General features: G+C 68.7%; 8 protein-coding genes. All 8 read left to right on the top strand.

Annotated features, from left to right (window positions below; genetic code table 11):
- Window positions 1-18: 18 nt before the first annotated feature.
- Window positions 19-1461: a MinD/ParA family protein gene (locus ABZX86_RS23450; protein WP_355126703.1), complete on the top strand. Its 1443-nt coding sequence runs from the start codon at window positions 19-21 to the stop codon at window positions 1459-1461.
- Window positions 1458-2969 (top strand): type VII secretion integral membrane protein EccD, encoded by a 1512-nt coding sequence (eccD, locus tag ABZX86_RS23455; RefSeq protein ID WP_355126705.1) that lies wholly within the window; start codon window positions 1458-1460, stop codon window positions 2967-2969. Before ABZX86_RS23450 ends, eccD begins: the two co-directional genes overlap by 4 nt.
- Complete coding sequence (gene mycP / locus ABZX86_RS23460) at window positions 2969-4324, top strand: type VII secretion-associated serine protease mycosin (RefSeq protein ID WP_355126707.1); 1356 nt, start codon at window positions 2969-2971, stop codon at window positions 4322-4324. The genes eccD and mycP overlap by 1 nt, the downstream gene beginning before the upstream one ends.
- Window positions 4321-6036, top strand: a complete 1716-nt coding sequence (eccE, locus tag ABZX86_RS23465; protein ID WP_355126709.1) for a type VII secretion protein EccE — start codon at window positions 4321-4323, stop codon at window positions 6034-6036. Before mycP ends, eccE begins: the two co-directional genes overlap by 4 nt.
- A 6-nt stretch (window positions 6037-6042) precedes the next feature.
- On the top strand, window positions 6043-6396 hold the full coding sequence (locus tag ABZX86_RS23470) for a helix-turn-helix transcriptional regulator (protein ID WP_355126711.1): 354 nt from the start codon (window positions 6043-6045) through the stop codon (window positions 6394-6396).
- 75 nt (window positions 6397-6471) lie between these two features.
- Window positions 6472-7455, top strand: coding sequence for a discoidin domain-containing protein (locus ABZX86_RS23475; RefSeq protein WP_355126713.1), 984 nt, complete (start codon window positions 6472-6474; stop codon window positions 7453-7455).
- Window positions 7452-8114 carry a hypothetical protein gene (locus ABZX86_RS23480; protein ID WP_355126715.1) on the top strand — a complete coding sequence of 221 codons (663 nt, stop codon included), beginning with the start codon at window positions 7452-7454 and terminating at the stop codon, window positions 8112-8114. Before ABZX86_RS23475 ends, ABZX86_RS23480 begins: the two co-directional genes overlap by 4 nt.
- Window positions 8115-8261: 147 nt before the next feature.
- A complete protein-coding gene (locus ABZX86_RS23485) occupies window positions 8262-13166 on the top strand; it encodes an NAD-glutamate dehydrogenase (protein WP_355126716.1) in 4905 nt (1634 codons plus the stop codon).
- Window positions 13167-13215 lie beyond the last annotated feature (49 nt).

Below are 13215 nucleotides of genomic sequence, written 5' to 3' on the forward strand. Positions count from 1 at the left end.
TTCGAGAGGATGAGGGAAGTGAACCGAGTGCCGAGCACCAATGATCACGAGGTCGGGCCCGCAGCGGCCCGCGGCGGCTACGACGTCTTCTTCGCCGAGTTGATGGAGACCGAGGAGGCCGCCGGGGGCGGATGGCAGAGCACGGCCGGAGGTCGTGGCCACGAACCCCAGGGATCGGCGGCCGCACCGGCGAATTCGGCCGTGGCGGCGGATCAGCCGGATCCGGTTCCGCCACACCCTGGCGTCGTGGGCAGGCCGCCCAACATGCCCGAGCCCGCCCCGCCGATGGCAGCGGGTCAGTCTCGGATGGATCAGTCGCCGGGCGCGCCGTCGTGGCAGGTGGGTTCACCGACCGGGCCGGTGCAGTCGCGCGAGTACGTCGCCCCGCCCTCCGCTCCCGCTCCGGGTTTCGCTGCGCCGCAACCGGTTGCGCAGTCCGCCGAGCTCGCCTGGTCGCCCGGCCAGGTCGGCAGGCAGGAATCCGAGCAGGTGCAGGTGCTGCCGATCGCCCTGACCTCCTCCGATCTGCTCGCCGAACTCGCCGCCAGCAGGCAGGCGCAGTTGCGCTCGACCGCCGGTATGCGCGGTGCGCTGAACAAGGTCGGCTTCAGCCTCGGACTCTCGCCTGTCGAACAGCGCACCGAGGAGCGCCGCACGCGTATTCGCCGGCAGCTCACCTCGACCTATCAGATCGCCGTCATCAATGTGAAGGGCGGCGTCGGCCGCACCACCACGGTCGCGGCCCTCGGCTCGACCTTCGCCGACCTGCGCCCGGATCGGGTGGTCGCCATCGACGCCAATCCGGATTTCGGTGATCTGCCCAGCCGCACCGGCAGACACCCCTACGGTCTGTCCCTGCGCGATCTCGCGCAGGCCACGAATGTGGAAGCCTTCTCCGCGGTGCAGTCGTACACCTCCATCAACAATGCGGATCTGGCCGTGATCGCCTCCCCGTGGACCTCCGCGGCCACCGAGGCGCTCTCGGGTCAGGAGTATCTGAAAGCGGTGGAGGTGCTGCGCCTGCACTACAACCTGCTGCTGATCGACTGCGGCACAGGTGTTCTCGACTCCTCGACCGGGACCGTGCTGCAGACCAGCGACGCCGTCGTCGTCGTCACTCCGGCGACGGTGCGCGGCGTCACCGGCGCGGTCGCGACCCTCGAATGGATGAACACCCACGGGCTGCACCGGCTGGTCGCCAAAACAATGGTGGCGATCGTCTACCAGCATCCGGCCAAACCGGACGTCGAACTCGGCCGGATCGAGGAGCTGTTCGAGGCCGCACACCGCCCCACCTGTGTGCTGCCGTACGACCCGCACCTCGCCGAGGGTGGCGAGATCGACTTGCGACTACTTGCCAAAGAGACAGCGCTGGCCTTCGAGGAGCTCGCCGCCGGACTCGCCGATGCGTTTCCGGCCAATGTGGTTCCCGTGCGCGGAGATCGAGGGGGATGGCGATGACAGCGTCCACGACCGCCGCGCCGCCGCAGCAGCCGGCGGAGGTGGCACGCGCCCGCGTCGCGGTCCTGGTAGCCACCTATCAGGTCGATGTGGTGCTGCCGACGAAGTTCACCATCGAGACCTTCATCGGCGATCTGCTGACCGTGCTCGACGGCGCCATCGGTGACGAAGCCATCGATTTCACCCCCGAGAACGGTCAGTGGACACTCGCCCGACCCGGCGAGCCGCCGATTCCGCGCTGGCGCAGCCTCGGCGATCACGACATCTCCGACGGCGCCCTGCTGATGCTGACGGTGGTGGAGTCATCGGAGATCTTCACGCCGGTCGTGGAGGACATCACCGATGCGCTGGCGCTGATCAACGAGCGTGAGTTCGCCGAATTCGATGCCGATACAGCGGAACTCGCCGGAATCACGGCGCTCGGCGCGGGTGCGCTCTCGGTGGCGGCACTACTGTCCTGGTCGTGGACCAGGACCGGCTCGGTGCTCTGGTGTGCGCTACCCGCCCTGCTGCTCGGTGCGGCCTGCGGTATCGCCGCGCTGGTGAACCATCGCCGCCGGGCACCGGCGCGAATCGGGCTGGGACTCGCGCTGGCGGCGCTGCCGCTGCTGTTCGCCGGGGCCGCGATGCTGGTGCCGCCGGCCTACGGGCGGCCGGGACCGTTCGCGGCGGCGAATTTCGCGGCCGGTTCGGTGACGCTCGCGACCGCGGCGACCGCGATGCTGCGGCTGACCCGTGCGGGGATCGCCGCCCTGATCGCTCTGACCGCCTTGGGATCTGCGGTAGCCGTGGCGGCGATCGCGGCGACATATCTGGATCTGTCCGTGCGTCAGGTCGCCGGCGGTGGAGTCTTCGCCGGACTGGTGCTATTGACCGCCGCCCCTCGACTTGCCGTTCTGGCTGCCGGAATTCGGCCGCTGGACCTGCCGGATCCGGGTAGTGAGGTCGCGCCGGACACACTTGCCGATATCTTCGACGCCGAATCCTCCCGAACCGCGGGCGATGAGGAGTTCGAGGCCGGACGTTGGGACGGTAGTACCGGAATCGAGGCTCGCGCCCGGCTTGCCGTCACCAGTCTGCGCGGGCTCATCGTCGCGGTGTCGGTACTGCTGGCGGGCTCGGCGGTGGTCGCCGCCGGAGTGAGTCCCGGCGGCGTGCGCGAGATGGTGCTCGGCGCCGCCGTGGCGGGGTTGCTGGTGCTGCGCTCACGGTGGTATCCCGATCGGCTGCAGGCGATCACGCTGATCGCCGCGTCGGCGGTCACCGTGATCGGCATCGGATTCGTGCTGGCCGGCGCCTACGCCACCGCACCTGCCCGAGTGGCCGTCGCACTGGTTGTCGCGGCGGCCGCGGCCACGGCATGTGTTGCGGCACAACGTCTACCGGGTGTCCGGCTGTCACCGGTCACGCGGCGGATCATCGATCTGATCGAGTACGCTCTCATTCTCGCCGTCCCGGTGATCGCCTGCTGGATCATGGGCATCTACACCGCGATGCGGAGAATCTGATGCGGTTTTCCGGTGTGTACGCGGTGGCGGTGACCGCGCTGGCGCTGGTCTCGGCCGCGCCGGCGAGTGCCGTTCAGCCACCCCAGGTGGTCCTCGGCGTGGCCCCGGCAGATCCGCCGCCCGGCCCGGAGCAGCCGTACAAACAGGACAAGGGCTGTCTGGGCGCGGGCGTGCTGCCGCACAGTGATCTGTCGCAGCCCGCCCCGCCGGATCGGGCCCTGAACCTGCCCCGAGCTCGATCGCTGAGCCGCGGGGGCGGTGTCACGGTCGCGGTGATCGACACCGGTGTCGGCCCCAATCCCCGGCTGCCCAATCTTGTCGGCGGGGGAGACTACCTGCAGGCCGGCGGTGACGGTCTCACCGATTGTGATGCGCACGGCACGCTGATCGCCGGCATCATCGGTGCGACCGCCGACCCGGCGGACGGGTTCACCGGGGTGGCTCCGGACGCGCGGATCATCTCCATCCGGTCGCGCTCCGGCGCTTTCAGTCTCGCGAATTCGGTGAATTACGATCTGGTGCAACAGGAAGCATCCGATGCCCGGACACTGGCGCGGGCCATCACGCATGCCGCGAATCTGGGCGCCGGCGTGATTACCGTCTCGGTGCCGGTGTGCGTTTCGGTACAGCAACTCATCGATCAGTCCCTGCTGTCGGCGGCGATCGGCTACGCGGTACATGTCCGGGGAGCATTGATCGTGGCGGGCGCGGGCGATACGAATGGCAGTGTGTGCGAGCAGAATCCGGACATCGATCCGGGGCACCCCACGGACCCCCGCAATTGGGAGGAGGTCAAAACCGTCGCGACCCCGGGCTGGTTCGGAAGTGATGTGCTGACAGTCGGTTTCACCACGGCCAACGGCGAACCGATGCCCGATTCGCTGCTCGGTCCGTGGTTGTCGCTCGGTGCGCCTGGTACCGGAATCGAGTCGCTGGGACCCGGCGGCGGCGGGCTGGTCAATGGCGTCGGTGAACCCGACAAACTGGTTCCGGTCGCCGGATCGTCCTTCGCCGCCGCCTACGTCAGCGGCGTTGCGGCACTGCTGCGTTCGCGCTTTCCGAATGAAACGCCCGCCGAGATCTCCGCCCGCCTGCTCGCCAGCGCACACGCCCCGGCGCGCGGCCTCGACAATACGATCGGCGCCGGGGTGATCGATCCCGTTGCGGCGCTCGGCTATCACACGCCACCGCAACCTCCGGCCGGCTCCTTCGGCGGAACACCGCTGGCGATGCCCCCGGCGCCCCGTCCCAAGGATTGGCGGCCCGGCGGTGTCGCGGCGGGCATCATGGCCGCGGCCGTCCTGCTGGGGTGTGGCGTCGATATCGGGCGGCGAATGCTGCGGAGGTCGCGGTGACCGCGCCCCGCCCGCGAGTCGGTGGCCGCGATGCGGGCCCGCTCGCGGTCGTGGTGGTGCTCGGCGGTCCGCTGCTCGCCGTCATGATGACCCGGACCCCGTGGTGGGCCGTCCTGGTGACGGCCTCGGTGCTGCTGGCAACGGTGACCGTCCCGCTGCGCGGGCGAACGAGCGTGCGGTGGTTGCTCGCCTGGGGCGAATACCGCCTCGGCCGTACGGCGCGGGCCCGGAAGCTTCTGTCCCACTCGGTCATTCGTGATATCGAGGTGGTCGCGGGGGTCTGCGGCGTCCAGATCGGAGATGCGGTGCTGGTCGCGATGATTCAGCTCGCACCGGACCTCGACCTGCCTACCGTCATTGCCGAGGACACCGTCTACACCGAGGACACCGTTCCGGTCGAAGCACTGCTGCCGCTGCTGGAGCAGTACGGCATCACCGTCGACATAGACATTGTGACCACGGGCCAGCGCGTGCGTTCCGCGGGCGAGTACAGCATGCTCTACGACCAGCTGATCGGATCGCAGCCGGTGGTCGGCGACCGGCTCACCTGGCTGGTGATCCGCCTGGACCAGCAGCGAAACCTGGTGGCGCTCAGCAGGCGTGGCCCGGCGGCAGTCTCCGCGCCGCGCGCGCTGGCCACCGCGGCGCACCGGATCGCCGGACGCCTGCGGGAGCAGGGTATCGCCGCGCACGCGCTGCCGGCCGCCGCCGTGCGCGAGGCGATGGACCTCTTGCAGACGGGTATCGACACATCGGAATTGCAGGAGTCCTGGCGCCATCTGGAATCGGCGGTGCCCGGCCGCTATGTCACCAGCTTTCTCATCGACTGGACGAAGGTCGGCACGGCCGGCCTGGATGATTGCTGGAGCTGGAATCGCGGCCGCACGACCGTGGTGGTCAGCCTCACCGCCGATGCGAGTGGACCGCGCGGCGTCGTCCGATTCGTCGGACCCGCCGTGACCGATGCGCCGCCGGACTATCTGCGGCCGCTACCGGGACGGCAGTCGACGGCGCTGCTCGCCACCCTCCCGGGCCCCACCTCGTCGCGGACGCTGTCGCAGGACGATCCGGAGCGCCATATCGGCCCCGCCGGCATCCTCGCCGAGCTGGTGGTGCCGATCGGGCCCAATGGTCAGATACTCGGTGCCATCAGCGGAAAACCGCAGCACACCTTGGCTTTACCGCTGTTCGACCCGGCGCATTTTCATCCCCGTCAGCGCAGTATCGATGTGCGCGCCCTGCTCCCGGTGGCGCAGCAGATCATCCTGCGGGCCATGGTGGTCGGCGCGGCCGTGGAGGTGCATTCCGCGCGCCCGGACCGGTGGCGGCAGCTGGTGGCGGCGGTCGGAGATCCGGCCTCGCTGCGGTTGGCCCCCGGCCCCGGTGCGGCGGCGACGTCCGGCGGTGGCCTCGCCACGATCGCGGTGTTCGATCAGCTACCGCCGCAGGCCTCGGGCGCGCAGACCACGGTCACGATCGGTGATCCGGGCAATCCGCGGCGGCGCACGGCCGATCTCGCTATCCACCAGGTGGATTCGACCACCGTGGACGTCAGTATTCCGATGCGGACCGTCCGGGTCGAGCTGATCGAGCCGCGGGGGGAGACCCGCTACTTCGATTCGCCCGCTCCGGATTCCGCGCCGGTCGCCGAACCGGTGCCGCCGGTCTCGGCGTCGCAGCCGATGGTCGGCGCGGGAAAAGAAGGAATGTGAGCCGTAATGTCTGTCGATGTGGGAACGGATTTCGGGCCGGACGCCGGCGACGGTGCGGCGCCCGGCGAGGCGGATGAACTCACGCCGCGTCAGGCCGCCGCCGCGATCTTCTCGAGGCGCCTCTCGGAGTTGATCTCCGAATCCATGGTCTCGACCGAAGACGGCGCCACCCGATCGCTGACGCTGTATTCGCTGGCGCAGCACCTGGAATTGGCCTATCCCGATGTGGCCGTCTCCCAGTCGGGCCTGTATCGCCTCATGCACGGTGATGCGATACCCCGGCTCGATTTGATCATCGCCCTGGCCCGCGTATTCGATGTGCCCCCGGAGTATTTCGTCACCGGGGAACAGAAACCCTGATCCGGCAGGGCAGGTTCCCGGCCCTGGGAACAATGGCCGCTCGAGACGCCGACCAGCACGGATACCATTTCGTGCATGCCAGACGAGGACCCCGGAGATATCTTTCTCCGGCACAGAGGCGCGGTCCTGGAGGCGCTGCTTTCCGACCCGTCGTTCGGCGCGCCGGCGGAATCCGAGACCGGAACGGCGAACTCCGCGGAACCAGATTTTCCGGAAGAATTCGAGGTTCCGCCGCAGCCGGGGGCGGACGGCCCGAAAGCCAGTGAGCGAATTCTGGCCCTGCTCAACGCCGGTGCGGGCGAGGGCAGTGCGCCGGAGGAATTCGGGCCGGACTTCGCCGGGTTCGATCCGGCGCGATTACGCGGGGACCCGGATGCGGCCGCGGGTGAAGGACCTCGGCCGCGCCCGGTCGTGCCCGGTTCCGCCGACCGCATGCGCAGCGTGCTGGCAATGGTGCGAAAGCCGAAGGTGGCCTTGGCGATCGGCGCCGTGCTGGCGGTGATCGTGGTGCTGGTTCTCGTATCGGGCGGGGGATCGCCACCCTCCAATTCGGTGGTGATCGCCACCGCCGCACCGACTTCGGCCGCGGCGAATCCGCCGACCACCACCGCGCCCGCCGCCAGCACCGCACTTCAGGTGAAATCGGCGCAGGCGCACTGCCCCGCAGGCAGCACCGCGGGCATGGATGCCTTTGCCGGACAGGGGAAAGCGTGGTTGTGCGTGCGCGCCTTCAAGATAGACGGACAGGTGCTGACCATCGATCTCGGTCACACCTATCGGATCGATTCGATCGGCATCGTTCCCGGTTTCGACGATCTCGGCTCCGACGGAGTCGATCAGTGGACGAAATACCGCACCGCCAGCCGGGTTTCGTACCAGTTCGACGATGCCAATGCCTCCCGATACGTCCAGCAGACCCTCGATCAGCGCACCCTCGTCGTCACCAAACTGAGTCCGCCGGTGAGCGCGTCGCGCATCGTGCTGACCGTGCTGCAGTCCAAGGGTGATCCGGCGATCAATACCGTAGCCGTCTCCTCGATAGCGATCACGGGCCAATGACGGCCCCGGCGCTGCTGTGCCAATACTGCCTGCACCGCAATAGCGGTGCCGACTCTCTCTGCGCGCACTGCGGTGCGCCCCTGCGCGAGGTCGGCGCCGCGTTGCTGGGCACGGCGGCCGCGGCCACGGCGGTGGGCGTGGCACCTCCGCTGAGCGCTGTGGCGCCACTGGTGGAGCGGGCAGTCTCGGCTGTCGGGCAGTGGTGGGTCACGCTGGTGGGTATCGCGGCACTGCTGGCCGCGGTGGTCACCGTCGCCGTGTGCTGTTCGCCCGGTCTGCCCCCGATCGGGCAGCCGACGGTGCGCGAGACCTTACCGGGATCGCTGCGTGCGGCGGCGACCTGCGGCGGCGCCTCTCAGGCGGTGGTGCAGTGCGTGATCCCTGCCGGTAACGGCTTGCTGTTCGGCGGTATCGTCGGCGGCCGTGATCTGACGTTCTCGGTACAGGTCGAGGATCCGGCCCGGCTGTCGGATGATGTGCGCCGCTGGCGGGCGGCCGGTCCGGCCGTCATCGCCGACGGGACTCTGTTCGTGGCGATCGGCCCCGAGGCGGCCGTGTGGTACGCCGATACCCGCACGGGTGTGCGGATGGAGACGGCGACCTTCGTCAATCGTGTTGCCGCACAGACATTTCTGATCAGGTCCGGATTGGCCGCATGAGGCGCCGCCCGGGTGCTCCGGCGCGACCGGGGTCTTGGGTGTGGAAGTTTGCTACACTTTCAACGTGCCGTTAAGTAACGGCACATCAGTTACGTCTAATTCTCCGAGAAGCAGGTACGCTTTTCGATTCTGGAAGGTGTGATCGCCGTGGCAACCACCCAGCAGACGGTGTCCTGGACGCGATTTCGTGACGACCCCACCGACCTGGAGGCGGTCTACTTCCGCTGGATCGAGCCCGGTGCGAGCGCGCCGAAGGCGACCGACCGCGCTGAGCGCATCTTCCGCCACCACCTCGAACTCGCGGCCGTGCGCAAACCGGGCGCCGCGGTCACCCGGGTCTACCGGCCGGCGGACGGCAGCGAACTGGGCCCGGCGATCCAGATCGTGAACGACGATATGCCGCTGCTGGTCGACTCGGTGACCGCGGCGGTGCGCCGGCTGGGCGCACCCGCGATCGAGGTCGTCCATCCGGTGTTCACCGTGCTGCGCGATGCCCGGGGCAGGCTGCGGGCGCTCGCCCCCTCGGACAGCGGTGCTCGGCCGTCCACGGGCGACCATGCGGTCGCCGAATCATGGATGCATGTACAACTCGATCCGGCCGTCGGTGCGCAGACCCTCGATCGCATCGAGCAGCTGCTGCCCGCACTGCTGGCCCTGCTGCGGCAGACCGATCGCGACACCCGATCCATGGGCGATGCCATGCGCGCAGTCGCGGACCATCTGGATCGCTGGGTGGAATGGTCGGAGGGACAGGACGTTCCGGAGTGCGCACAGCTGCTGCGCTGGCTGGTGGACGATCGCTACACACTGCTCGGCTACGGCTACTACCCCGCCACGGCGGCGACCGAGGACACCCCGGCGCCGAGAATGGCCATGGGCGTGCTGGGGGAGCGGCACGGCGCCGAGATCGAGGTGCCGTTGCTCGGTGCGCGCCGCCCGGTGCTCCGATTGTCCGGCGTCGCACTGGATTCGGTCCTGCCCGGCTCGCCCGACGGGTTCATCGTCAGCGTCGCCGACTACGGCGGCAAGGTGCCGGGCGTCGATGACGCAGTACCTTCCGCGCCGCCCCGGGTGCGCGGTGAACATGTCTTCGTCGGCACCTTCACCGTGACCGGTCAGCACGAGAACATCCTCGATATCCCGGTCATCGCCCCGCGCGTGCGCCAGGTCGTGGAATGGGCGGGCTTCGGGTTGAATTCGTTCTCCGGCCAAGCCCTGCTGGAACTGCTGCAGACCTTTCCCCGGGTCGAACTGTTCGCCACCGATGCCCGCCGCCTCTTCGAAACAGTCTCCGCGGTGACAAGTTCGGGTATGCGCCGGCAGGTGCGGCTGTTCATCCGACCGGATGCGCGCAGCAGTGCTCTCTACTGCCTGGTCTATCTCCCGCGCGACCGGTACTCGACCGAGGTCCGGCTGCGCATGCAGGAGATTCTGCGAACCGAGCTCGAGGGTGAACTGATCGACTACTCCGCCCGGGCGACCGAATCGGAGCTGGCCGTCGTGTATTTCACGGTGCACCGACGCGCCGACGCGCCGCCGGCCGATACCTCCGAATCCGTCCGCGAGCGAATCCAATCGCTGCTGTTCGCCACCACCCGGACCTGGGGCGACCGATTGCTGGCGGCGGCCGCCGGATCGCCGGCGGTGTCGGCCGCGGTCGTCAAGGAGTACGCGGCGGCCTTCCCGCTCGGTTATCAGCAGGAGTACGAACCGATCCGGGCGCTCGCCGATCTCCAGCGCCTGCGCCGCCTGGGCGCCGCGGCGATCGATACGCACCTCTACCGGATCCCCGGTGCCCAACCGGGCGTTTGGCAGTGCGCGCTGTATGTGGAGGGCGAGGGCGCCTCGCTCAGCCGCGTGCTGCCCATGCTGCACAGCCTCGGGATGGAGGTCCTCGACGAACGCCCCCACGAACTGGTCCTGCCGGACGGGACCCGGCACTGGATCTACGACTTCCGGCTGCGGGTGCCCGCCGATCTGCTCGGCGCCGTCGAGGAGTCCGAGCTGGAAGCCGGTCCCGATGACTCCGGCGTTCCGGCCCTGCCGGAGAACAGTATTCGCCGCCGCTTCGCCGATGCGGTCGCCGCCATGTGGTTCGGCAGGGGGGAGGTCGATCACCTCAATGAGCTCGTGGTGCGCGCCGGGCTGCACTGGCGCCGGATCTCCGTTCTGCGCGCGTACGCGAAGTACCTGCAGCAGGCCGGTTTCGCCTACACCTACGGCAATATCACCCGGGTGCTGCTCGCGCATCCGGTCGCGTCGCGGCTGTTCGCCGAACTGTTCGAGGTCTATTTCGACCCGGACGGCGAGGATTCCGAGAATGCCGCTCGGGCAAGCGAACTCGTGGAGGCACTGCAGGCCGAGATCGACGCGGCGGTGAACCTGGATACCGATCGGATTCTGCGTGCGATCCTCGGACTGGTTCAGGCGACACTGCGCACGAACTACTACCGGATCGCGGCGAACGGCGAGGCGCCCGAATGCCTCTCGTTCAAGTTCGATCCGCGCCGGATCGCCGAATTGCCCAAGCCGCGACCGCAATTCGAGATCTTCGTGTACTCACCCCGGGTCGAGGGCGTGCACCTGCGCTTCGGTCCCGTCGCGCGCGGCGGGTTGCGCTGGTCGGAGCGCCTGGAAGACTTCCGCACCGAGATCCTGGGCCTGGTGAAGGCTCAGGCGGTGAAGAACGCGGTGATCGTCCCCGTCGGCGCCAAGGGCGGTTTCGTGGTGAAACGCCCACCGGCGGCCACCGCCGACCCGGCCGCCGACCGCCAGGCCCTGCAGACCGAAGGTATCGCCTGCTATCGCACCTTCATTTCCGGCCTGCTCGATGTGACCGACAATGTGGACCGCGCCACCGGCCGGGTGGTCCCGCCCGCGCGGGTGCGACGCCGCGACGGTGACGACACCTATCTGGTGGTCGCCGCGGACAAGGGCACGGCGACCTTCTCCGATATCGCCAATGATGTTGCGCAGCAGTACGGTTTCTGGCTCGGTGACGCGTTCGCCTCGGGCGGTTCGGTGGGATACGACCACAAGCGCATGGGCATCACCGCGCGCGGTGCGTGGGAGAGCGTGAAACGGCATTTCGCCGAGCTGGACACAGATACGCAGACAACGGAGTTCACGGTTGCCGGCGTCGGCGATATGAGTGGTGACGTCTTCGGTAACGGCATGCTGCTGTCCCGGCACATCCGCCTGATCGCGGCATTCGATCACCGCCACATCTTCCTGGATCCGAATCCGCACGTGGCTGACTCGTACGCGGAGCGGGAGCGGATGTTCGCGCTGCCGCGCTCGTCCTGGGCCGACTACGACCGCGCGATCATCAGTGCGGGCGGCGGCGTGTTCGACCGGAGCGCCAAGGCGATCCCGGTCAGCGCCGAGGTGCGCGCGGCACTCGGCATCGAGGCCGGGGTGGAGACGGTGTCTCCGCCGGAACTGATCCGTGCGATCCTGCGTGCACCGGTGGATCTGCTGTGGAACGGCGGCATCGGCACGTACATCAAATCCTGTGCCGAGACCGATGCCGAGGTCGGCGACAAGTCCAATGACGCGGTGCGCGTCAGCGCGGATGAGTTGCGGGTCAAGGTGATCGGCGAGGGCGGCAATCTCGGCGCGACCGCACTGGGCCGCATCGAATTCTGCCGGCGCGGCGGCAAGATGAACACCGATGCCCTCGACAATTCGGCCGGTGTGGACTGCTCCGATCACGAGGTGAATATCAAGGTGCTGCTGGACGGGGCGATCTCGGCCGGTGAGCTGCTCGCGGCCGAGCGCAACCCGCTGCTGGCGTCGATGACCGATGAGGTCGCGGCATTGGTGCTGCGGGACAATGTCTCCCAGAATTTCCGGCTGGGTATCTCGCGCGCGCACGCCGTGCAGATGGCGGCCGTCCATCGGCGGTTGCTGACCCGGTTGGAGGCCCGCGACGGTCTCGACCGCGCACTGGAAGGGCTCCCGTCCGATGCGGAGATGCGCGAGCGCATTGCCGAGGGGGCCGGTCTGTCCTCCCCGGAGCTGGCGAATCTGCTTGCGCACGTGAAGCTTTCCCTGAAGAACGAGCTGCTGGCCGGAGATCTGCCGGACAGTCCGGCATTCGCCGCGGTGCTGCCGGAGTACTTCCCCGCACCGCTGCGGGAGCACTTCGGGGCGGCCCTGCAGCGCCACCCGCTGCGCCGCGAGATCGTGGTCACGACCGTGGTCAACCGGGTGGTCGACTACGGCGGCACCACGTACGTCTTCCGCCTGGCGGAGGAGATGGGTGTCACGGCGGACGATGTCGTGCGCGCCTTCACCGTTGTTGTCGAGATCTTCGATCTGCACGATCTGTGGCAGCGCATCCGGACCGCGCCGATGCCGACAGCTGTCCGGGACGAACTGGAGCTGGAGACCAAGCGCACCCTCGACCGCGCCTCGCGCTGGCTGCTGACCAATCGCCCGCAGCCCGTCGCGATCGGCGCCGATCTCGCCCGCTACCGGGATGTGGTGCAGGGCTTGAGCATTCAGGTGCCGGCCTGGCAGCCCGGCGATATCGCGGACGATATTCTCGCGCGTTCGCACGGCCCGATCGAGCGGGGTGCGCCGCGTGCGCTCGCGGAGGAGGTCTGCATGCTCATCTATCGGTTCCCTCTGCTCGACGTCATCGATATCGCCGAGATCGCCGACCGCGAACCCCAGGAGGTGGCCGCCCTCTACTACGCCCTCGACCAGCATTTCGAAATCCAGCGCCTGCTCGATGCCGTGGTCGGCCTCGAACGCACCGACCGCTGGCGCACCCTCGCCCGCCTGGCGGTCCGCGACGATCTCTACGGTTCCCTGCGCTCGCTGACCCTCGATGTCCTGCGCACCACCCAGCCCGACGACGATCCCGCGGAGAAGATCGCCTACTGGGAGTCCGTCAACCGCGCCCGCCTGGCCCGCACCCGCGCCTGCATTGCCGAAATCTTCACCGCCGCAACCTATGACATCGCCACCCTCTCGGTGGCGGCCCGTCAGGTCCGCAGCATGATCAACGGCAGCGACTCGGGCACCACCCCGCTCGCGGGCTGACCGGGACGGTCCGGGAAAGGGCTGCGGCCGGGCACGGTGCGCGCTGCCG

Source organism: Nocardia sp. NPDC006630, from assembly GCF_040611495.1.
GTDB lineage: Bacteria > Actinomycetota > Actinomycetes > Mycobacteriales > Mycobacteriaceae > Nocardia.

What these genes read in the sequence shown, in the direction of transcription:
- ABZX86_RS23475 (WP_355126713.1), top strand. Translation starts at nt 6,472, where the DNA reads ATGCCAGACGAGGACCCCGGAGATATCTTTCTCCGGCACAGAGGCGCG.
- eccD (WP_355126705.1), top strand. Translation starts at nt 1,458, where the DNA reads ATGACAGCGTCCACGACCGCCGCGCCGCCGCAGCAGCCGGCGGAGGTG.
- ABZX86_RS23480 (WP_355126715.1), top strand. Translation starts at nt 7,452, where the DNA reads ATGACGGCCCCGGCGCTGCTGTGCCAATACTGCCTGCACCGCAATAGC.
- ABZX86_RS23470 (WP_355126711.1), top strand. Translation starts at nt 6,043, where the DNA reads ATGTCTGTCGATGTGGGAACGGATTTCGGGCCGGACGCCGGCGACGGT.
- mycP (WP_355126707.1), top strand. Translation starts at nt 2,969, where the DNA reads ATGCGGTTTTCCGGTGTGTACGCGGTGGCGGTGACCGCGCTGGCGCTG.